General features: G+C 60.6%; 16 protein-coding genes. 7 read left to right on the forward strand and 9 right to left on the reverse strand.

Annotation, left to right across the window (positions count from 1 at the left end):
* The first annotated feature begins 27 nt into the window (after positions 1-27).
* Positions 28-1,305, forward strand: a complete 1,278-nt coding sequence (locus CO667_RS04715; protein WP_097617276.1) for a Gfo/Idh/MocA family oxidoreductase — start codon at positions 28-30, stop codon at positions 1,303-1,305.
* Between the two features lie 37 nt (positions 1,306-1,342).
* Here the strand turns inward: CO667_RS04715 and CO667_RS04720 are convergent, their stop codons facing one another.
* The 3 genes from CO667_RS04720 to CO667_RS04730 are packed head-to-tail and all read right to left on the reverse strand — an operon-like array spanning position 1,343 to position 5,246.
* Positions 1,343-2,356 carry a hydroxyacid dehydrogenase gene (locus tag CO667_RS04720; protein ID WP_097617277.1) on the reverse strand — a complete coding sequence of 338 codons (1,014 nt, stop codon included), beginning with the start codon at positions 2,354-2,356 and terminating at the stop codon, positions 1,343-1,345.
* Positions 2,353-4,209, reverse strand: a complete 1,857-nt coding sequence (locus CO667_RS04725; RefSeq protein WP_097617322.1) for a DUF2264 domain-containing protein — start codon at positions 4,207-4,209, stop codon at positions 2,353-2,355. The genes CO667_RS04720 and CO667_RS04725 overlap by 4 nt, the downstream gene beginning before the upstream one ends.
* 5 nt (positions 4,210-4,214) lie before the next feature.
* The gene (locus tag CO667_RS04730) at positions 4,215-5,246 is read right to left on the reverse strand and encodes a LacI family DNA-binding transcriptional regulator (RefSeq protein WP_097617278.1); all 1,032 of its coding nucleotides are present in this window, start codon (positions 5,244-5,246) and stop codon (positions 4,215-4,217) included.
* Positions 5,247-5,389: 143 nt separating this feature from the next.
* Between CO667_RS04730 and CO667_RS04735 the strand changes: the two genes are divergently transcribed.
* A complete protein-coding gene (locus tag CO667_RS04735) occupies positions 5,390-6,676 on the forward strand; it encodes an ABC transporter substrate-binding protein (protein WP_097617323.1) in 1,287 nt (428 codons plus the stop codon).
* Between the two features lie 65 nt (positions 6,677-6,741).
* Here the strand turns inward: CO667_RS04735 and CO667_RS04740 are convergent, their stop codons facing one another.
* Genes CO667_RS04740 through CO667_RS04760 form a run of 5 tightly spaced genes read right to left on the reverse strand, consistent with a single transcriptional unit; the run spans position 6,742 to position 12,142 of the window.
* The gene (locus CO667_RS04740) at positions 6,742-7,710 is read right to left on the reverse strand and encodes a glycosyl hydrolase (RefSeq protein ID WP_097617279.1); all 969 of its coding nucleotides are present in this window, start codon (positions 7,708-7,710) and stop codon (positions 6,742-6,744) included.
* 3 nt (positions 7,711-7,713) lie between these two features.
* Positions 7,714-8,235 carry a DUF995 domain-containing protein gene (locus tag CO667_RS04745; protein WP_097617280.1) on the reverse strand — a complete coding sequence of 174 codons (522 nt, stop codon included), beginning with the start codon at positions 8,233-8,235 and terminating at the stop codon, positions 7,714-7,716.
* 37 nt (positions 8,236-8,272) lie between these two features.
* The gene (locus tag CO667_RS04750) at positions 8,273-10,138 is read right to left on the reverse strand and encodes a glycosyltransferase family 2 protein (protein ID WP_097617281.1); all 1,866 of its coding nucleotides are present in this window, start codon (positions 10,136-10,138) and stop codon (positions 8,273-8,275) included.
* Complete coding sequence (gene galE / locus CO667_RS04755; protein ID WP_097617282.1) at positions 10,135-11,118, reverse strand: UDP-glucose 4-epimerase GalE; 984 nt, start codon at positions 11,116-11,118, stop codon at positions 10,135-10,137. The genes CO667_RS04750 and galE overlap by 4 nt, the downstream gene beginning before the upstream one ends.
* A gap of 1 nt (position 11,119) precedes the next feature.
* Complete coding sequence (locus tag CO667_RS04760; RefSeq protein WP_097617283.1) at positions 11,120-12,142, reverse strand: UDP-glucuronic acid decarboxylase family protein; 1,023 nt, start codon at positions 12,140-12,142, stop codon at positions 11,120-11,122.
* Positions 12,143-12,529: 387 nt separating this feature from the next.
* On the opposite strand from CO667_RS04760, the gene CO667_RS04765 reads away from it, so the two are divergent.
* Complete coding sequence (locus tag CO667_RS04765) at positions 12,530-12,850, forward strand: hypothetical protein (RefSeq protein WP_097617284.1); 321 nt, start codon at positions 12,530-12,532, stop codon at positions 12,848-12,850.
* A gap of 114 nt (positions 12,851-12,964) precedes the next feature.
* Here CO667_RS04765 and CO667_RS04770 read toward each other — a convergent pair whose 3' ends face one another.
* The gene (locus tag CO667_RS04770; RefSeq protein ID WP_097617285.1) at positions 12,965-13,747 is read right to left on the reverse strand and encodes a response regulator transcription factor; all 783 of its coding nucleotides are present in this window, start codon (positions 13,745-13,747) and stop codon (positions 12,965-12,967) included.
* Between the two features lie 836 nt (positions 13,748-14,583).
* Here CO667_RS04770 and CO667_RS04780 point away from each other — a divergent pair.
* From CO667_RS04780 to CO667_RS04795, 4 genes are all read left to right on the forward strand, one after another.
* Positions 14,584-15,465 (forward strand): fibrinogen-binding protein, encoded by an 882-nt coding sequence (locus tag CO667_RS04780; RefSeq protein WP_097617286.1) that lies wholly within the window; start codon positions 14,584-14,586, stop codon positions 15,463-15,465.
* 141 nt (positions 15,466-15,606) lie between these two features.
* A complete protein-coding gene (locus tag CO667_RS04785) occupies positions 15,607-17,685 on the forward strand; it encodes a hypothetical protein (RefSeq protein WP_097617287.1) in 2,079 nt (692 codons plus the stop codon).
* A gap of 25 nt (positions 17,686-17,710) precedes the next feature.
* Complete coding sequence (locus CO667_RS04790; RefSeq protein ID WP_097617288.1) at positions 17,711-20,029, forward strand: type I secretion system permease/ATPase; 2,319 nt, start codon at positions 17,711-17,713, stop codon at positions 20,027-20,029.
* A 5-nt stretch (positions 20,030-20,034) separates the two neighbouring features.
* Complete coding sequence (locus CO667_RS04795) at positions 20,035-21,384, forward strand: HlyD family type I secretion periplasmic adaptor subunit (protein WP_097617289.1); 1,350 nt, start codon at positions 20,035-20,037, stop codon at positions 21,382-21,384.
* The last annotated feature ends 14 nt before the right edge of the window (positions 21,385-21,398 follow it).

Below are 21,398 nucleotides of genomic sequence, written 5' to 3' on the forward strand. Positions count from 1 at the left end.
TTCATCACGCATGCAGGAGAATTATCGATGGAGAAACGCCGTTTCGCCCTGATCGGCACGGGAAACCGCGGCACCACCATGTGGGGCAAGGATCTGCTTGCCGGCTGGCGCGAACATGTCGACCTCACAGCCATCGTCGAGAAGAATTCGCTTCGCGGCGAGCGCGCCCGCAACATGATCGGCAGCAATGCGCCGCTCTATGACAATATCGATTCCATGCTGGCCGAGCAGAAGCCGGATCTGGCCATCGTCTGCACGCCCGACCATACGCATGACGATATCATCGTGCGGGCGCTGGAGTCCGGCATCGACGTCATCACCGAAAAGCCGATGACCACCTCGATCGAGAAAATTCGCCGGATTCTTGATGCCGAAAAGCGCACCGGCCGCCGGGTCGACGTCTCCTTCAACTACCGCTATGCGCCGACGGCGGCCAAGATCAAGGAATTGCTGAATGCCGGCGAGATCGGCCGGGTGACCTCGGTCGATTTTCACTGGTATCTCAACACCAAGCACGGCGCCGATTACTTCCGCCGCTGGCATGCCTATACCGAAAATTCTGGCAGCCTGTTCGTCCACAAGGCCACCCACCATTTCGACCTGCTGAACTGGTATCTCGACAGCGATCCCGAGTCCGTCGCCGCGTTTGCCGACCTGCAGAACTACGGCCGCAAGGGCCCATTCCGCGGCCCCCGCTGCAAGCTCTGTCCGCACACGGGGGAATGCGACTACTATCTCGATCTCGAAGCCGATCCCTTCCTCGATCAGCTCTACGAGGATCCCTCTGAGATCGACGGCTACTTCCGCGACGGCTGCGTCTTCCGCGAGGATATCGACATTCCCGATACGATGGTGGTCAGCCTCCGCTACCGCAACAATGTCCACGTCTCCTATTCGCTGAATACCTTCCAACCGATCGAAGGCCATCACCTCGCCTTCAACGGCACCAAGGGGCGCATCGAGCTTCGCCAGTACGAGGCTCAGCCCTGGGAAGAGCCGAAACAGGACACGATCCAGCTGATCCGCAATTTCCCGAACGGCGGGCAAGCGGTGGAGCGCATCGTCGTTCCGCATTTCACCGGCGGCCATTACGGCGGCGACGACCGGATGCGCAACATGATCTTCAAGCCCGATATGGAAGACAGGCTCGCTCAGCGCGCCGGCACGCGCGCGGGCGCCATGTCCGTGCTCTGCGGCATTGCCGCGCTGACGAGCTCGCGCACCGGTAAAGTCGTCGATATCGCCGACCTGATGCCCGAGCTTGCCAATGACGGTTCGCCCAATTCGCTGAGGACACCACGCTGAGGCAGGCCACATGAACCCCGCGGGCGAGGAATAAACGTCAGGCGATGTTTTCCAGATTCTCTCGGCGGATCTGGTAGAGCAGCGGCCGGCCGCTCATAAAACGCTCGACCTCGTCCACCGCCATCTCGCCGAGGCGCCCGCGTTCCAGCCCGATGGCGCCGGCGATATGCGGCGTCAGGAAGACGTTGGGCAGATCGTAGAATGCGGAACCCGCGTCTGGAATCTCGGGATCGGTCACGTCGATGACTGCCTCGATGCGGCCGGTCTTCAGCTCCGAAAGCAGGGCGGCCTCATCAATGAGGATGCCGCGCGCGGTGTTGATGAGCGTTGCCCCGTCCTTCATCAGCGCCAGTCTCCGCGCATCGATCATATGCTGCGTCGACGGCAGCGACGGCGCGTGCAGGGAAATGATATCGGCTCGCCGCATCAATGCGTCGAGATCGACCTTTTCCGCTCCCAATCCGGCTGCCTCGGCGGCATCGAGCATGGGATCGAACAGCAGCAGCCTGTAGTCGAAGGGTTTCAAGAGCTCGATCACGCGCCTGCCGATGCGCGAGGCGCCGACGATGCCGAGAGTGCGGCCATAATTCCCGATCGCCTGGCGCTGCATCGGATAGGTCCGATCGCGGTTGCGGTCGGCGACGTAGAGATCGCGGAAACGAAAGGCGCGTTTGCCGGCGAAGAGGATCGCGGCGAGCGTGAATTCGGCAACCGGCACGGCATTGGCCTCGGCCGAATGGCTGACCGTTATGATGCCGGTTTCGAAGATGGCTTCGTCGATGATGCCCTTCACCGTGCCCGCCGCATGGACGATGAGGCGAAGCTGCGGTGCGGCCGCGGGAATCTCGGGCCCGACATAGGGCGCCCCCCAGCCGGTGATCAGGATTTCGGCTTCGGAGAGTAGGCGTCTTGCCCGCGCGTCGTCCAAGCGCTGCAGCGGCTCGGGGTCCAGCAGGCGGCCGATGGTGTCGAGCCGCCGTAGGACCGCATCGGGCAGGACATGTTCCGTGCGCGACGGCTCCATGGCAAGGACGATTGCCGGACGACTCATGGCATCTGTCCGGGCGCTTCGATGGCGCTGACGGTGACACCCTTTTCCCGCACCAGGGCCTCCAGCGCCGCGATATCAGGCGCTTTCGGCGGCCGCGTCCACACAGACGAGACGGCGGCGGGATCGTCGAGCGCCAGCACCGCCGTCAGCAGAATGGTCTCGCCGGCCGGAATCTGACCACGCAGCTGCGGCACGATGGTCTTGGCGACGATCACATTGGTGTTGGGCTGCGCCTTCTGCGCCAGCCCGGCGCGTTTGACCGATGAGCCGAGGTCAAGAATGCCGGTAAAATCGGCTTCGCCGATCGCATAGGCGGCGCCCTCCGAAGCCGACAGCGTGTCCTGCTCGAAGTCGCGGCGGCCGATGGCAAAGCCGCCTTCGGCAATGCGCAGCGGCCGACCCGTCCTGATCCGGTGGAGGCGGATATGCCAGGGGGCGGCGGGCACCAGCCAGGTTTCGACGCCGACATCGGGGAAGGGCGACCATTTCGAATACAGCACATCGCCCGCAAGCCTGGCCTGCTCATTGGTTTCACGCACACGGTAGTGCAGGCCGTCATCGCTGAAGGCCAGCATCGAATCGAAGGAGGCGAGGCCAAAGGCGCGTTCGTCGGATTCGACGCTGAAGCCGTAGCGGGTGGAATAAGCGAATTTCGCATATTTTTCGGTGCCGAAACGCATCTGCAGGTTTTCCTGGCCTGATGACAGCGCCACGACATCGCCGCCCGCCCGCATGATCACCATGCCGGGATGACGCTGGGAAACGACATCAGAGCTCTGCTCCGGCACCTTTTCGCTCGCCGTCCAGAATGGATGATCCTCGGCGATCGCGAGCGGCAGGAAAGCCTTGAGTGCCCAGTAGGGCGAGCCGGCGGAATTGTAGCTCTCCGACATCAGCAGGTTCGGATAGCCGAAACCGATCGACAGCACGCCGTCGCGATCGGCAATCGGCTTGTCCTTCCACCAGCGCAGATGCTGCAGGCAGAGATGTTTGATCTCGCCCCAGGGCAGAGCCTCGAGATCGGCAAAAGCCAGCGCCGACCAGAAACCGGCGCAGGCGAAACGATAGGTCAGACTGCGGCCGAAGGGGATTGTCGCTCCGTCGGCGGCAAACCAGTGGCGGAAATCCCGGGCGAAGAGGACCGCGCGCTCGCGGTAGCGTTTCGCGTAGTCATCGTCGACGAGCTTCGAATAGATCAGCCCATAGAAATGCATGGCGAAGGGAATGTAGTGGTCGATGCGGCGCACGTTGCCGTCGCGATACCAGCCGTCGCCGATATAGAAGCCTTCGAGTTCCTGCAGATATTGCCGCGTCAGGCTGCGGTCGAAATCGACGCCGAGGCGATCAAGCGCGATGTCGACGAAAATCCGGAAGAATTTCCAGTTGTTGTCGGCATAGTCGAACTGCCTGGCATGTTTGAGATAGGCGACGACATTGCCGCGGGCGCGCGGATCAAGCGGTTCCCAGATCTTTTCCGGCACCAGCGCCAGGGCAAAACCGAGGGCGGCAAGCTCGACCATCCGCTGGTCGCGGCCATTGACCGTTCCCCAATATTCGGGATGGGCGGGATCGGTGCCGTTGGCAAGACCTTCGGCAAAACGATGCCAGTGGGCGAAGTCGCCGCCCCCGGCGCCAAGCGGCGCCAATCCCCAGAGCGGGCGGGCGAAGCCTTCGAGATCGGCCGCCGCCCGGTCGAAATGGGCGGCAGCGCCGCTCAGCCTGACGCGGGCATTGCCTTTCGAGAAACAGGCAAGCAGCGGATCGAAGAGATCAAGCAGGGCGCGGCGCATATCGGCGCGGGTTTTAAGCGGATTGCCTGCGAGCGGATTGGCGCTGGCGGGATCATAGGTCATCGGCATCACTCACGGGTTTCAGCATTCGGAACGGTCCCTCCCGGAACGGGAACGACGGCCTGGCAGATGTGGCGCGCCGGCACCGTCCTGTTGCGGAAACGGGACAGCATCAGCGAAACGGCCTCGCGCCCGAGGGCGGCGCGGTCGACGCGCATGGTGGAAAGCTGCGGATTGGTCATCAGCGCACAGGGCAGATCGTCGAAGCCGACGATGGCAAAATCCTCCGGCACACGCAGACCGGCTTCGGTGACGGCTTCGAGCACGCCGACGGCAATGAAATCATTCATGCAGAAGGCAGCGGTAAAGCCGGCATTCTCGGCAAGGATCGCGGCCGTGCGTTCATGGGCCTCGTGACTGGCGCCGCCCTGCAGCGCCAAGGGCACGAAACGACCCTCGGCGCCGGGGACGGCGGCGATGGCCGCCTCGAAACCGCGGATGCGCTCCCGGATCGTATGGCGGTGCGAGCCGCTCAAATGCAGAATGCGGCGATGGCCGGCCCGCATCAAGCGCGTGGTCGCTTCATAGGCGCCGAAGAAATTAGCCGGCGAAACGCCGTCGAATTGCATCTTGGGATCGGTGCCGTTGACAAGAACGGTCGGCGTCATACTGCCCTGCAGCCAGTTGCGCAGCATCTCGTTCGGATCGATGCCGACGAGAAAGAGACCGTCAGCCGCTGCGGCCTGCATATAGTCGCGAATGGCGTCCGGGGTGGTGCGATCCTCGCGGACCATCCGGATTTCGAAGGGCATGCCGGCTTCGGCGGCTCCGGCACGCAGGCCGTCGACGATCGCTTCATAGAAGACGCTGAGACCGCCGGTGACACCGTCGCTGGCAATCAGCGCCAGTGCTCCGGCCACGGTTTCCGAAGCCGGTTTGACCGGATAGCCGTGCTCGGCCGCCACCTTCAAGATCTGACGGCGCACGGTTTCGCTGATACCAGGTTCGTTGGCGAGCACGCGCGACACCGTGGAGACGGAGACGCCGGCCAATGTGGCGATATCCGCCTGACGCGGCCGCCTGATTTTCTGATCGTTCATGGGCAAACCTTATGCAAATTACGCAAATTTGCAAGATGAACGTTATTTGTTGCAATAATTATTTTTTTGCGTACTCTTCTCGTCGAAATGCCTGCCACCGCCATTGGAGGATGGCAGCAGGCAATGGGGACAAGGAGGATATCATGCAGGTCAATCGCCGTTCATTCCTGATGGGCTCCGCGGGTGCCGCCGCCGGCCTCGCCTTCGGTGCGGGAGGCGCCTTTCCGGCCTTTGCCGAGGACGCTTCGCTGCGCGCCATGTGGTGGGGGTCCAACGACCGCGCCAAGCGCACGCTCGACGTCGCCAAGCTCTATCAATCGAAAACGCCTGGCGTCACGATCGTCGGTGAATCGCTTTCGGGCGACGGCTACTGGACGAAACTCGCAACGCAGATGGCCGGCCGGTCGGTCGCCGACGTCTTCCAGCTCGAGCCGGGAACGATCTCCGACTATTCCAAGCGCGGCGCCTGCCTGCCGCTCGATGAATTCGTCCCTTCGACGCTGAAGGTCGACAGCTTCGGCGCCGATATGCTGAAGCTGACCACCGTCGACGGCAAGCTCTATGGTGTCGGCCTCGGCCTCAACTCCTTCTCGATGTTCTTCGACACGGTCGAATTCGAAAAGGCAGGCATTCCGCTGCCGACGGCCGACCTCACCTGGGATGAGTATGCCAAGCTCGCCGTCGAACTCGCCAAGTCCTCGGGCAAGGGCGGCGGGCCCTATGCGGCGCGTTACGCCTATGTGTTCGATGCCTGGCTGCGCCAGCGCGGCAAAAGCCTCTTTTCCAAGGAAAGCGTCGGGTTCGGTTTCACGGCCGACGATGCCAGGGAATGGTTCGACTACTGGGAAAAGCTGCGCAAGGCCGGCGGCACCGTTGCTGCCGACGTGCAGACGCTCGATCAGAACACGATCGACACCAATTGCCTCGGTCTCGGAAAGTCGGTGATCGGCATGGCCTATTCCAACCAGATGATCGGCTATCAGCTGATCATCAAGAACAAACTCGGCATCACCATGCTGCCGCGCGAAAAGAAGGGCGGCCCCTCCGGCCACTACTATCGTCCGGCGCTGATCTGGAGCGTCGGTGCCACGACCAAGAACGGCGAAGCGGCCGCGAAATTCATCGACTTCTTCGTCAACGACGTCGAGGCCGGCAAGATTCTCGGCGTCGAACGCGGCGTGCCGATGTCGCCGACGGTGCGTGAAGCCATCCTGCCGCAGCTCAACCCGACGGAGCAGGAAACGGTCAAATACGTCAATCTTCTCAAGGATCAGGTCGGCGAATATCCGCCGCCGGTGCCGATGGGCGCAACCCAGTTCGACCAGCGTGTGCTGCGGCCGATCTGCGACGAACTCGCCTTCGAACGGGTTTCGCCGGCCGATGCGGCGACCCGGCTCATCGAAGAGGGTAAGGCGACGATCAAGGGATGATCGATCGCCTGACATGAGAGGAGAGGTTCGCAAAACCCCGGCGGGCCTCTCTCGTTTTCAGGCGATCAATTGCCCACGCTCTTGACCACGCGCCAGTCCGGCCGGCCGAGATCGAAGGGCCAGGCGTGCACGTCCCGGTCGTTGAAATAGACCACCTCCTGAAGGTTCGGAAAAGCGCTCTGCTTCAAGGTGGCAGTTTCGATCCACGGCCTGATATAGGCGTCACCGCCTTCATAACCGAGCTCCGCCACCCAGATGGGCTTTCCGTAGCCGGCGACGAGATCATAGCCCTGCTTCAATGCTTCCGAGAACGTCCGGTGCTCATTGCGGGCAAGCTCGTCGTAGCGCTGCAGGCCGAAGACCGAGAGCCCGACGAGATCGACATAATCGTCACCGGGATAATAGTCCTGCAAGCCCGGCTCGCCCTTCGGCGACCACATGAGTTCGGTGCCGGGCGCCTCCTGGCGGACGATATCCATCATCCGCCTATAGGCGGCGATATAGTCCTGCGGGCTCCAGCCGGACCAGGAAAACCGCCCCGACTTGTCCTCCATCTCCTGTCCCCAGCGGACGATCACCGGGCTTTTCAGCTGGGATATCATCTGCGCGATCGCACGCATATTGACATCGTAATCGCCGCGCAGGACCTTTGCGCGAAGCGCGGCCGAGGTCAGCCGCCAATCGACGTCCCAAGACCAGGGCTCCACCGTTATCAGCAGGTTGCGGCCCCTTGCCAGCGCGTAGGCATCGGCCACGCGTAGCGTCTCGAGGTCGACGTCCTCCCAGGGCAGGAACAGGGCTTCGGTCGCGACATTCGCCTGCGCGCCGAAATCGCCGTGCGGATCGTAGGCTCCGAACTTGATACCGTCGGCATGAAGGACGGGGCGCTTGTCGATGATCGCCCGCACGCTTGCCGCCGGGTTCGGGGCAATGCCGGCATATTGCACCTCGCTTCGGCCCGGCAGATCCGCGGCACACAATAGCAGCAGCGCGATCGCGGCGGTCGAGAGTTTGTTTTTCATCAGCCTGTTCATGGCTCACCCTCCTTTTCGGGCTACTTCCTGATTGAGCAGGATCTGCTTCAGGTCATGCGCCTTGGCGCTGACCGTATCCATGGGAACAAGCTTGCGAAACTCGTCATCCCCTCGTACCGATGCATGGCGGAAGACATACCAGTTGCCGTCCGGCTGGCGCCGCTGATAGATCGTATTGCCGATCTTGCGATGGCCGAAACAGGTGCTGGCGCGGGCGGCACCCTCGGCATTGGTCCAGGTGGCGCGCATGCAGAGCTGGCCGAGATCGTCGACCACCCATCGGCCTTCGGCGAAGGACTGCTTGCCCTTGTTGTCGGTCCAGGCGACGAAGCGCCGGCCCTCATCGAAGAAACGACCGCCGCCGGTGTCCCATGTCCAGGTCTTGTCACCGTAGATCCGATAGAGCTCATAGGCGCTGAGCGGCGTCGGCGCGTCCTTCCCCGCCGCCTCGGCACCCAGCGCTGCCACCGGCAGACACAGGCCGAGAGCAAGGGCTGCCCCATATAGTCTCGATCCGATACTCATTACATCCTCCTACTCGACGCTTGCCGGTTCCGCCGGCTCAGACACCCTGTTGATCCTGTGCCGTGTTTGCGAAGCCATTCCATCTGATGCGGAACTTCACCGTCCTGGTCTTGCCGCCGAGGCCGGCACCGGCGACGGCAAACTGCGATTGGCTGAAACTGATGATGGTCTGGCCGTGGGAAAGGGCTTCGAGGCTGCGCAGACCATGGCTGCCGGCCTGCATGCCGCCGGTGACGCAGATCACCAATCCCGTTGCCGTCGCCAGCCAGAGCCCGCGTGATTGCGGCAGCAGCGGCAGACCGTTTTCGATCGCATGGCGCATGACGATCAGCACCGTCAGCGACAGATAGATCGACAGGTTCATCGCGGCGAAAATATAAAAGCCCTGGGCCGATGCGGCCTCGTTGGGGATCGCCATCGCGGCGGCGCAAAGCCAGGCCAGCCCGATATAGGGCGCGACGACGCGCAGCGGCAAAGACTGCTGCTGCTGCCTTCCCTTCGGCGTGATGCGAAAGTCGACGAAGGAACCGGAGATGTGATCGCGAACGGCCGCCAGGCTGCCGGCCAGCGACCATGGCCAGCGCAGGAAGATGAAGGCGAGCCCCTCCCAACCGAACAGTTTCGCATTGTGGGGCCTGAAGGTTCTCGTCGCCCGCCAGAAGAAGGCAAACAGTGTCAGCACGATCGATATCGGCGCGAAATGCAGCAGGAAATCCGGATAGGTGACGTCGACGAAGACATGGCCCGTCAGCAAGGCGGCAACCGGCAGCAGGAACATCACCGCCATGAAGGCGGAAAACAGCGGATACCACAGCTGCGAGAACACGAATTGCAATCTCAGCCGCAAAGGCAGATGCATGACATAGCGGCGGGAATGTTGCAGCAGAATGGTGACGAGGCTACGCGACCACTGGAATTCCTGGACGACGAGATCGGCGAAATTCGCTGGGCCGTCGCCATGGGCGATGGCATCGACGGCATGCACGCCGCGCCAGCCGCCGGCATTCATCATCAGCGTCGTCGAATGGTCTTCGGCAAGTTCCGGGCCGAGGCCGCCGATCTCACGAAGCGCCGATGTGCGAACCGCATAATGCGAGCCGATGCAAAGCGGCGCCCAGCCATTGTTGTATCCGGTCTGCAGCGAACCGTGCAGGCTCGCCTCGGCATAGAGCCTGCCGCGTGCCGCCCAGCTTGCCGCTGCATTCGCATCGCAGATGCTGGGCGCTGAGACATAACCGATGCCGGGATCGGCAAAAGGACGCAGGATCTCGCGGAGATAGGTGGGCGTCGGCACATGATCGGCATCGAACTGGGCGACGAAATCGTAGCGCGCATAGCCGAAATGATCGTAGAAATAGGCGAGATTGCCTTCCTTGCACCGCGTCCGGCGCGGCCAGGTGGTGCGATGATATTCCGCTACCCCCTTTCGGGTGGAGATCAGCACGCCGTGCTCGGCGCACCAGCGTCTGGTTTCCTCCGAAGGATCCTCGTCGGCAAGCCACACATCGAAATCGACGCCGATCTGGTCGAGCATCGCCTGCAGCGTGGCGCGGACGACGGCAAAGGGTTCGGACGGCGCCTTGGTGACCACCATCGCCACCCGCCCTTCCGGCAAGCGTGCGCCCGGGCTGACTGTCCTCGCATCGAGAAAGATCAGGATGAAATAGGCCGGAACGAGCGTGATCCAGCCAAGCACGAGGCTGATGAGCACGAAGGCGGCCCAGGAAATAATATGGGCGGACTGGCACCACCAGATCCAGAAATAGCCGAGTGCGGCCAGCCAGCAGAGGATGCCGAAGCCGTAAACGGCGCGGTTCCGGCCGGCGAAGACAGGATCGAATGCCTCCGCGCCGGCGGCTTTCGCCGCTCTTAGGCCGTGGCCGGCTTGCGAAACATTGCTCACGCCCTCACCCCCAGTCCGAAGGTTGGGCCGGCGGTGCGGATGATCGTATCGATATCCGAGAGAGAGGGCGAAAAGCCGAGTTCGGCCTTTGCTCTTGCCGTGTTGGCAAAGAGGATCGGCGGATCACCGGCGCGGCGGGCGCGATAACGCACGGGGACCTCACGGCCGGTGGCGCGATGGATGGCGTCGAGAATCTCCCGCACCGAGGTGCCCCGGCCGGAGCCGAGATTGACGCTCAGCGAACCGCCGTCCGCCATCAGATGATTGACCGCGGCAAGATGCGCCTGCGCGAGATCGCTGACATGAATATAGTCGCGCACACAGGTTCCGTCCTCGGTCGCATAGTCGGTGCCGAAGACATCGAGCCATTCCAGCCTGCCGGCGGCAGCGAGAAGGGCGCGAGGGATGAGATGGGTCTCGGGTTGGTGGCGCTCGGCAAGCTCACCCTCCGGATCGGCGCCGGCCGCGTTGAAATAACGCAGCGCGGCGAAGCGGATGCCATAGGCGGCGGCAAAATCCTCGAGCGCCATCTCGAAGATCAGCTTGGTGCGCCCATAGGGGTTGACCGGCAGCTGCGGGCTTTCCTCGCGTATCGGCAGGGAGGCGGGAACGCCATAGGTGGCGCAGCTGCTCGAAAAGACGATCCGGTCGATATCCTGGTCGAGGCAGGCCTCGAGCAGTGTGAGGCTGCCGACGACGTTGTTCCGGTAATATTTCCTCGGCATCTCGACGGATTCGGCGACATAGGCATTGGCGCCACAATGGATGACGCAATCGGGCGAAAACTCTGCGAGCGTCCGGCGCAGCGTGGCGGCGTCGGCAAGCTCGGCCCGAATAAGCGGTCCCCAGCGGACGCTGTCGGCATGTCCTGTCGAGAGATTGTCGTAGGCAACCGGGACCATGCCGGCGCGCGCCAGCGTTTTGCAGATATGACTGCCTATGAAACCGGCGCCGCCGGTGACCAGAATGTAGCGGGGCATCTCATACGACCTCCGCCTTCTCTGTGCCGGCGAGCACGCCGTCGAAATAGTCGACGGTGCGGGCCAGGCCGGTTTCGAGCCCGATGCGGGGCTGCCAGCCGAGCTCGGCCATGGCCCGGGAAATATCCGGCCGCCGCTGGCGGGGGTCGTCGACGACCCGAGGCAGGTGGACGATCCGGGAACGGGAATTCGTCAGGTCCCGGACGATTTCCGCCAGGCGGCGAACGGTGAACTCGGCCGGGTTGCCGAGGTTGATCGGGCCGTTGCAGGTGCTGCCGGCGGCCGAGAACCGCAGGAAACCTTCAACGAGATCGTCGACATAGCAGAAAGAGCGGGTCTGCTCACCATCGCCATAGATCGTCAGATCAGCATTGCGCAGGGCCTGCACGATGAAATTGGAGACCACCCGCCCATCGTCCGGGCGCATGCGCGGACCGTAGGTGTTGAAGATGCGGCCGACCTTGATGTCAATGCCGTACGTCCTGTGATAGTCGAAAAACAGGGTTTCGGCGCTGCGCTTGCCTTCATCGTAACAGCCGCGCGGTCCGATCGGGTTGACATTGCCGCAATAGGATTCGTGTTGCGGGCTCTGGTTCGGGTCGCCATAGACCTCCGATGTCGACGACTGGACGACGACCGCCCCGGTCTTTCGCGCGCAATCCAGCGTATTGACGGCGCCGAGCACATTGGTCAGGAGCGTGCCGACCGGGTCGCGCTGATAATCGGGCGGAGAGGCGGGCGAGGCGAAGTTGAAGATGAGTGACGCCTCGATATCAAAGGGCCGGCGGACATCGTGCTCGACGATGTGGAAGCGGGTGTTCGAGGCGAGGTGTTCGACATTGACGCGGCGGCCGGTCGAAAAATTATCGAGACATATGACTTTATGGCCGCGCTGCAGGAGTCTTTCGCAGAGATGCGAACCGAGGAAGCCGGCCCCGCCGTTTACCAGGACGGTGCGCGGCTCCTGGGGCACCGGCATGCCTGATATTTGAGAATAGCCTTCGCTGGGAACGAAACTACGCATGACAAACTCCTTCCCATGTTTTTAGTCTTTTGATTTGTTTATGCACTGCATGTCTTACTTATATTGCCGATATCCGTATTCTGGCTTTCTCTTCATGAATAACTTTTGAGTTATTCTTCGGATAACAGAATTATTAATTAAATGATAAGACGATAACAGCCGAGGTCAACTTCAAAATTTCCAATTATCCAAAATAACTACGCATCTATTCTTCCAATTAATAGATGATTAATCATTTTCTATCGCTTTTGCACTTGCAACGAGTATCCCGACAGAACTCAAGCTTCACTCAATGAAGCTGGCGTAGAAGTCATGGGGAAGGTTGGCCGCGCTGAACTGCGCGACCGGGCTTGCATCCGGAAACGCCATATGCCAGGGGTTTTGGCCATGTTGAAAAAACAAGATGCGGCACAGCCGAAGGGCTGGCGTCTATTTTATTTTGTGATCTTCGCCGGGGGAACGACGCTTCTTGCGATCGGACCGACGGCGTGCACGCTCGTCAACGACGACATAGCCGCCGTCGCCAAAAAGAACGTCGTCGTGGCCGAGGCGCCGCGTGTTTCGAAAGCCTATGCCTATCCGGCAAATCGGCCCCAACGCGCGACTGCGGCAACGGTTCGCGTCGCCTATCACGGCTCGGCGCCTTACATCTGTTCACCAAGCGGCTTCGGACAGAAGTCGCGCTGCTTTGCGCGCCCCTCGATCTGAAGCAACAGGACCACTGCATAATTCCTTCAATCGGAATCGGTCCGCAAAATCATGCAGCTATTCAAAGGGCTACAACGTGCTTCGCGCGCCTGAAAAGAGGCGCGGCACTGTCGATCAATTGCGCCACCGGCCGGACATGTCGTCGTCGCCGGCCGGATGCTCGTTGAAGAAACGGGATGCCGCCTCCGTGCGGTTTCGCACGTTCATCTTCTTGTAGATGTTGCGAACATGAACCTTCACGGTGTTTTCGGAAAGATGCAGCTTGTCGGCGATGATCTTGTTTTGCGTGCCCTTGCAGATGAGGTCCAGGATCTGAACCTCCCGGGTGGTCAAAGCGGAGATGCTGTCGCGTCTCAGCTTCAGCGCATTGGTGCGGGCAGCATCGACCGACTTCGTCTGATAGAGCGAGGGCTCCAGCTGGGTGTTCTTGTTGGTCAGGCGATTGAGAAGCGCTGACGGAAAATGTTCGCCGCCCTTCATCAGCAGATCCACCGCGGCCATGAAGACATCGAGCCGCAGGTTGAGCGGCAGGACGCCATCGATGATCCTTGCCTCGACCAGCCGGCTGACATAGGGCTCGAGCATGTCGATCGCTTCGACGACCAGTCCGACAGAGGTTTCCGGGTGGTTTTCGCGGGCAGCCTGCAGCGCCTCATGAAGTTCCGGCGCAGGTATATGATAGAATAAGACGAGCTTCATATCGCCGGTGTCCTTTTCCAACATCGGCTTTGTGCTCGTTATGCTCGACACTTCACAGTTCGGAAATTTCTTTGCCAGTGCTTCTACCATGCATTCGGAAAACAGATCCGCCTTGGCGACCACCAGTATAGTATTTCCTGACGAACCCAACTTTCCTCCCTGGTCGGTATTCTCCATTCCTGAGCCTGTCATGAACATATACGCCTCCCCTAGCGTTACACTTTACTCAAACGTGGAGCGATGGCGGGTATTAAATAGTATGAAATGCCGGCCCCTGATGTCACCGCTTTATTTTTTAGACATTTCTTAATTATGTTAATACGGATTGAGAAGGAAGGAAATGGCCCAAAGTGATTAGTTTTAGTGGGCAAAAAACGATAATATACCAAGCTTTGGTTGTATTTTTACTGTGATTGATACTTGAAGGTTATATTTGCTCTCACTATAGATCAGCGATGCATGTAATATTTCAGTACAGATTGTTATATTTTCGGCATGCATGAAGTGTCGGATATGAGACACGCGATCGTCGAACCATGCCGCTCAACCCAGCGGCGAATGCCGAAGGTTCTGACTTCTCGCGGCACAGCGACACCCCCATCGAAGACCGCTCAACCCAGCGCCGACAGGGGCTAGCCGGACGTGGCAGATCCGCCTTAGCCCGAATTGATAGCTATCGGATCCGCAATTTTTCCAGCAATCTGTGATCGTCTCCCAAGTGGCGACGTGGAAAGGCCATGTATCGGTGTGCGTTTTTGATACACGGCCTCCATATAGGGCAACTCAACGAAAAGAATGCCTGAATACTCCTTATCCGTTCCAGGATGAAGAGCTGGATTTGTGCGGCCTTGTACTGAGTACGTACGTTCCCAATACCATCGATTTGATCCAACAAATCGCGATCAAGCTGCAGATGACTGGTATTGAATACATCTGCCGATGTTAACCGCATCGGAGCGAGCGCGAGCAAAATCCCATTTGAGATGAGAGGGATTTCGAAAAGCTGCTCCGGTTTTTTTTCTGGAGAGACTGCAATGTCTGACGCGTATAAGCCCGACCCGAAATCCCCGGGCGGCGAAATCGAAATTACGAAGGTCGGAGCGCTTGCCGACGGTTTTGCCAACAGCGCTGTCAATTCCACTGAAGTCGACGACGGTTCGACCGGTTATGTCGGCGTCGCCAATGGCGATAATCGCGACAATACCGACAACAGCGTCGACGTAGACGTCAAGACCGACATCGATGTATCTGCCAATAACGGCGACAACCGCGACAATGACTACGACTGGAGCTATGACAGCAAGTCGTACAGCGACAACGACATCGACATCAAGACGATCACGGACACCGATACTAAGACCATCACAGACACCGATACCAAAACAATTTCCGACAGCAACAATACGTCAGACAGTTTCAACAAGACGGACACCGATTTCGCCGTCATCGAGGACGTCAAGGACTTCGGCAATCTCGGCGTTGCCGGCCACGACCTCACCTTCAACCTCGGCGACGATTTCTCCTTCACACTCGACGTCGACAGCATCCTCAACAATTCGCTGAGTGGGGCAGGCAACGACAGCGGCTTCAGCGCCGTCCAGGCGAACCATCTGGCTGACCAGGATAGCGCCTGGAATATCAAGATGGAGAACGAAGGCGCCCAGAACCACCTGAATGCCAATGGCGGCACCGCCGACAGCGCAGAAGGCATGGAGATGGACGGCAGGGGCTGGGATCTCAAGGCCGGCGACGACGCCACAGGATCGAGCGCGGCCGATGCATCGGCAATCGTTGCCAATTCCGGCTTCCACCTCGAACTCGTTCAGGGCGCGAACCTCCTCAGCAACACAGTCGACTCCAGCGTCATCGGCGGCAATTCTCATATCTCCGACGTCGGCGAGGATACCGGCACCTGACACTGACCTCCAACGACCAAGACGAACTGCACCGGCCTCAGCCGGTGCAGTTTGACTGCTTGAAAACGGTTTGACGACCACACGGCTCCCGGCGGGAACCCCTTCAAGGCCGATCGTCATTTCGAATGGGAGGGCCGAACCATGCATATCGAGAAGATTTCGGAAATCATTGCGCACTTCATCGGTCTGTTCGAGATGACCACGGAAGAGATGAGGGCGCGCACCAAATATGCCGAAGGCGCAGGACCGGACGAAGACGGGCCGGCTCTGCCGGATCAGGACGCTTTTACCGCGGGCTTCTCATCCAATCTCCTGCTCAAGGACTACGATCCCGGCATCACCTACAAAAGCGGCAGTTACGATATCGAATATGGTCCGGCGCACCATTTGGGCCGCATCTTCGAAGAGAGCCTCGAGAAGCTGGCGGCGATTGCCGCAAAGGACATACCGTTACCGCATTTCGGTGAGGCGACTGATATCGTGTTGTCGGGTGAGCCGGAACTGAATGTCTTTGCCGGGCCTGGTTCGGCGATCAGCCACGTCCTCCAGGTCAACGTCCTTTACGACGACGACTATCTCGACATGACAGACGGCATCCATGCTCCCAGGGACACGGCTTTCGTCATTGAGCGGCTGGCGGAGTTCAGCACCAAGGCCGAAGTCTTCACGCCGTTTTCGGACCTCCACCGAACCGATACCTATGACGGCGCGCTGAAGATCGCCCAGGATCTCGAAAACTATATCCAGAATGCCCGGAATACTGAGGACAGCGGGGATACCGAAAATACCGAGAATACCGAGGACAGTGGAACAGCCTTGCTCAGCGCCGACGCCACGCATAGTTTCATCCGCGTCGATCCCGAGGTCAACAGCGTCTACGTCAACGGCAAGGTCGAGGCCGAGATACCCGTTCTCGATGACTTCCTGCCCGATCGCGGTCTCGCCAAGATCCCGGAGGAACCCGACGACAGCAATTCATCCGTCAATTCATCCGTCGAGCAGACCGACCCTAGCGGCAGCAGCCTCGATGTGACGGCCGGCGCGAACGTCGTCGTCAACGTCGCCTCGGTGATCAATACCGGCGTCATCGCCTCGGTCACCGCCATCATGGGCGACTACCACCAGATCGACGCGGTTTCTCAATCCTTTGTCTACAGCGACAACGACGAGATCGACTCGGCGCTGCGCTCATCGGGCCATTCGGCCGAGGAGGCGGGAACGGTCGCCAAGAATATCGCCATCTTCCAACAAAGCACCTTCGAAGCATCGAACTATGCCGAAACCGATGCTGCCGATCCGACGTTCCCGACCAGCTGGCGCGTCAGTGTCATCGACGGCAATGTCTGCTTCGTACAGTGGGTCGAGCAGTATCATTTCGTCAGCGACAACGACACGATGACGGTGACCACCTCGGGATCCGAAACCACGGTTCTGACGGGCGGCAATACCGCCATCAACCTCTCCTCCTTTTTCGGGATGGGCATGCAGTATGATCTGGTGATCATCGGCGGCAATGTGCTCGACATCAACAGCATCACACAGATCTCGCTGCTCTACGACAATGATTGGGTGCGGGCGGAAGACGGTGCCGATCCCGGCGCCGACATACAGACCGGCAACAACCTGATCTGGAATTTCGCCTCGATCCACAATGTCGGGACAGGTAGCCCGTTCGAGGCGATGCCGGACTATATGGTCGAAACCCAGAAAGCGATCGAAGATCGCGATCCCAATATGCCGGAAGGGCTGTCGTTCGATGTGAACTTCCAAGGCTATGCCGGCCTCAACGTGCTCTACATCACCGGCAATCTCTACGACATGACGATCATAAAACAGGTCAGCATCCTCGGCGATTCCGATGATGTGACCCAGGCTGCGTCGACGCTCCTCGAGAACAATCCCGGCGCAACGGTGACGATCGACACCGGCAGCAATGCGGTCGTCAATATCGCCGAAATCATCGACTATGACAGTTTTGGCCAGACCACCTATCTGGCGGGCCAGCTCTACTCGGACGCCATCCTCATTCAGGGCGGCCTGGTGGAGCACGATACGACACAGCCGCAACCGGCCGACGACAGGCTCGCCAACGAAGTCATCGCCTTCCTCGATGACGACGATCCGTCGGGCGGCGATTCCGCCGATGGTGTGATCAATGCAGGACATGACCTTTCATGGTCGTCGCATCCCGTCGACGTCATGCAAGCCATGACCGCTTGACCTTAGATATTCCAAGAGAATCACGATGAACCAGATGTCGAAACAAGTCTTTGCCGCAGGCAGCGCCCTCGATTTGAGGTCGGGCAGCATACCTTCCGCTGCTCCCTCGGAAGCGGCGACGGCCGCGCTGTGCATCTCGACAATCGACGAAGCGGTCGAGAACCTTCGCCGGCTCAGCGGCGCCACCCCTTCATCTCCATCTGCCGATCGCAGCAAGCAGACGGCCCAGATCGCAGCAAGCGCAGCTGCCGGTACGGCGCGTGCAGCTATAGTGCAGGCGCCCCTCCCGCAAATGACGGTCGTGCCGGAAGCCTCAAATGCAGAAGCAGCGCCTCCCGCCGCGGTGGCGCAGAGCCCGGCTGCAGCAAGAGCGGCGGAAGCACCCGTGCAGCCGCCGATCGAAGCGCGGGCGGCGCCCGAATTGCCGCCTGAGCTGCCGAAAGAAAAGACCGAGCTCAAATCGAGCCCGACGATGCCCTTCGGCAAGACCATCGAAGGCGAGCGTGGTCCGATCAGCGAAACCGACCGGCGGCTGCGCACCGGCGGCGGCGGAAACGGCAAGGATTCCGATCCCGGGGGCGGCGGGGGCGGGGGCGGGGGAAGCGGCGGCGGATTTCACAAGCGCAGCGAGCCTGTGAATTTCGCCGCCAGCCTCTCGCGCGGCATGGCGGCGGTCCGCCGCAATATGATTGTCGTCATGATGTTCACGATCGCCATCAACGTGCTGCTGCTGGCGATCCCGCTCTATCTCTTCCAGATATCCGACCGCGTGCTGACCAGCCGCTCCATCGATACGCTCGTCATGCTCTCGATCGCCGTGCTCGGCGCCGTGCTGCTGCAGGCCTTCATGGATACCATCAGGCGCTTCATCCTGATGCGCACCGCGGTGGAGCTCGAGGTACAGCTCGGCGCGCCGATCCTCAGCGCCGCGGCGCGGGCCTCGCTGCATGGCAGCGGCAAGGATTATCAGACGCTGCAGGATCTGCAGCTGCTGCGCGGCTTCCTGACCTCGGGCACGCTGATTGCGTTTCTTGACGCGCCGCTGATGCCGTTCTTCGTGGTCGTCGTCTATTTCGTGCATCCGCATCTCGGCATCATCATCATGACCTGCTGCGCGGTGCTGTTCATCATCGCTTATCTGAACCAGAAATTTACCGCCCGACAATTTGCCGAATCCAACGGCTATCTCAGCCGGGCGAACTTCCATCTCGATTCCATGTCGCGCAATTCGCAGATCATCAACGCGATGGCGATGATCCCCGAGGCCGTGAAGATGTGGGGCCGGGAAACGGCGGGCTCGCTGAAATCGCAAGTCGAAGCACAGGACCGCAACATCATTTTCTCCGGCATCTCGAAGGCCTGCCGGATGATCACCCAGATCACCCTGCTCGGCTGGGGCGCGCATCTGTCGCTCTCCGGCGAGCTGACCGGCGGCATGGTGATTGCGTCCTCGATCATCTCGGGACGCGCGCTGGCGCCGATCGAAGGCGCTATCGAAGGCTGGCACCAGTTCAACCGGTCGGCATCCGCCTATGGCAGGATCAAGAGCCTGCTGTTGAACTCGCCGTTGAACTTCCCGCGCCTGCGCCTCCCCAATCCGGAAGGCCGGCTCGATGTCGAGCGCATTCTGTTCGTGCCGCCGCCGCAGAAGAAGGTCATTCTCAACGGCATCTCCTTCTCGCTCAAGAAGGGGGAATCGCTGGCGGTCATCGGCAATTCCGGCTCCGGCAAGACGACGCTCGGCAAGATGCTCGTCGGCTCGATCGTCCCGACATCGGGAAATGTGCGCCTCGACCTGATGGATCTGCGCAACTGGGACCAGCGCCAGTTCGGCGAAAGCATCGGCTATCTGCCGCAGGACGTGCAGCTCTTCCCCGGAACGATCAAGGCGAATATCTGCCGCATGCGCGACGACATCGAAGATCACCAGATCTACGAGGCCGCGGTGCTGGCCGACGTACACGAGCTCATCGCCAGCTTCCCGCAGGGTTACGAAACGGTCGTGGCGGCCGACGGCGCTCCGCTTTCGGGCGGCCAGAAGCAGCGCATCGCGCTGGCCCGCGCCTTCTTCGGCAATCCCAAATTCGTCGTTCTCGACGAGCCGAATTCGAACCTCGACACACAGGGCGAGGCAGCACTTGCCAGGGCGCTGATCCACGCCAAGAAACAAGGCATCACCACCGTCACCATCACCCAGCGCCCGGCCCTTCTCCAATGCGTCGACAAGATCCTCGTCCTCAAAGAAGGCACGGTCGCCATGTTCGGGGAGCGGATCGAGGTGCTGCAGGCGCTTTCCAAGAGCAACGGCAATGGTGGTCAACAAGCACCGCGTATTCAGGGGTGAAGGAGATGGGACGGAAAAAGCAGGAGACATCAGGTCCGGCACAGCTCGAATGGTACAGCGACGTTCCGCGCTCGATCCGCATGCACAGCATCGTCGGCCTGACGGTTCTCTTCACCTCGTTCGGAGGGTTCGGCTTCTGGGCCGCAACGGCGCCGCTTGCCTCGGCCGTCATCGCCCAGGGAAGTTTCGTTGCGACCGGCAACAACAAGATCGTCCAGCATCTGGAGGGCGGCATCATCAAGGAGATGCGCGTCAGCGAAGGCGATACTGTGAGGGAAGGCGACATCCTGCTGACCCTCGATCCCACCACCTCCCGCTCGAATGAGCGGATGCTGCAGCTTCGGCGCCTGCGCCTGGAGGCCGTTGTCGCAAGGCTGCGCGCCGAAGCACAGGGTCTGCGGGAATTCCAGCTTCCCGCCATCGTGATGAAAGAGGCAAGCGACCCGGACATCGGCGCGATCATCCAGAGCCAGAACGTCGTCTTCCACAGCAAGCAGATTAAGCTCGAAGAGCAGCTCAATCTGATCGAGAAGAACATCCAATCGCTGGAATTCCGTTTCGCCGGTTATACCGGCCAAAAGGAATCCTTCGAAAGGCAGCTGTCGCTGCTGACCGAGGAACGCGATTCCAAGGCCCGGCTGGTCAAGGTCGGCTATATGCGCAAGACGGATCTGTTGGCAATCGAGCGGGCGATCGCCGATGCAATGGGCGACATTGCGCGCCTGAACGGTGAGATCAACGAGAGCGAGGCAGAGATCGCCAAATTCCGCCAGGAAGCCGTCATCGCCGTCAACTCCAACAAGCAGGCGGCACTCGATGCGCTTGAGACCGCCGAATCCGATCTGGACAGCGTGCGCGAACAGATGCACGAGGCTGCAGGCGTGCTTGAACGCACCACCATCCGTTCGCCGGTGTCGGGAACGGTCGTACGCTCCTATTTTCATACTGCCGGCGGGGTGATCACAACCGGCAAGCCGATCATGGAAATCCTGCCGGCGCATGTGCCGCTGATCCTGGAAGCGCAGGTGCTGCGCACCTCGATCGATCAGCTGCGCGAAGGGGAAATGGCATCGATCCGGCTGACGGCGCTCAACCGGCGCACGACGCCGGTTCTGCAGGGCAAGGTCTTCTACGTCTCCGCCGATTCGATCGAGGAGAATGCGGGGCTCTCGGTCAAGGATGTCTATATCGTGCGCGTCGAAATACCGGATTCCGAGATTGCGCGGGTGCATAATTTCCATCCCGTTCCCGGCATGCCGGCCGAAGTGCTGATCCAGACGTCGGAACGCACCTTCTTCGAATATATAAGCAAACCAATCACCGACAGCATGTCCCGGGCTTTCAAGGAACGCTGACCGCGGGCGGTCCG

It is taken from the genome of Rhizobium sp. L43, from assembly GCF_002531725.1.
Taxonomy (GTDB): domain Bacteria; phylum Pseudomonadota; class Alphaproteobacteria; order Rhizobiales; family Rhizobiaceae; genus Rhizobium.

Excerpts from the sequence above, each read along its gene's own strand:
- CO667_RS04715 (WP_097617276.1), top strand. The coding sequence starts at position 28 with ATGGAGAAACGCCGTTTCGCCCTGATCGGCACGGGAAACCGCGGCACC.
- CO667_RS04720 (WP_097617277.1), bottom strand. The coding sequence starts at position 2,356 with ATGAGTCGTCCGGCAATCGTCCTTGCCATGGAGCCGTCGCGCACGGAA.
- CO667_RS04725 (WP_097617322.1), bottom strand. The coding sequence starts at position 4,209 with ATGACCTATGATCCCGCCAGCGCCAATCCGCTCGCAGGCAATCCGCTT.
- CO667_RS04730 (WP_097617278.1), bottom strand. The coding sequence starts at position 5,246 with ATGAACGATCAGAAAATCAGGCGGCCGCGTCAGGCGGATATCGCCACA.
- CO667_RS04735 (WP_097617323.1), top strand. The coding sequence starts at position 5,390 with ATGCAGGTCAATCGCCGTTCATTCCTGATGGGCTCCGCGGGTGCCGCC.
- CO667_RS04740 (WP_097617279.1), bottom strand. The coding sequence starts at position 7,710 with ATGAACAGGCTGATGAAAAACAAACTCTCGACCGCCGCGATCGCGCTG.
- CO667_RS04745 (WP_097617280.1), bottom strand. The coding sequence starts at position 8,235 with ATGAGTATCGGATCGAGACTATATGGGGCAGCCCTTGCTCTCGGCCTG.
- galE (WP_097617282.1), bottom strand. The coding sequence starts at position 11,118 with ATGCCCCGCTACATTCTGGTCACCGGCGGCGCCGGTTTCATAGGCAGT.
- CO667_RS04760 (WP_097617283.1), bottom strand. The coding sequence starts at position 12,142 with ATGCGTAGTTTCGTTCCCAGCGAAGGCTATTCTCAAATATCAGGCATG.
- CO667_RS04765 (WP_097617284.1), top strand. The coding sequence starts at position 12,530 with ATGTTGAAAAAACAAGATGCGGCACAGCCGAAGGGCTGGCGTCTATTT.
- CO667_RS04770 (WP_097617285.1), bottom strand. The coding sequence starts at position 13,747 with ATGTTCATGACAGGCTCAGGAATGGAGAATACCGACCAGGGAGGAAAG.
- CO667_RS04780 (WP_097617286.1), top strand. The coding sequence starts at position 14,584 with ATGTCTGACGCGTATAAGCCCGACCCGAAATCCCCGGGCGGCGAAATC.
- CO667_RS04785 (WP_097617287.1), top strand. The coding sequence starts at position 15,607 with ATGCATATCGAGAAGATTTCGGAAATCATTGCGCACTTCATCGGTCTG.
- CO667_RS04790 (WP_097617288.1), top strand. The coding sequence starts at position 17,711 with ATGAACCAGATGTCGAAACAAGTCTTTGCCGCAGGCAGCGCCCTCGAT.
- CO667_RS04795 (WP_097617289.1), top strand. The coding sequence starts at position 20,035 with ATGGGACGGAAAAAGCAGGAGACATCAGGTCCGGCACAGCTCGAATGG.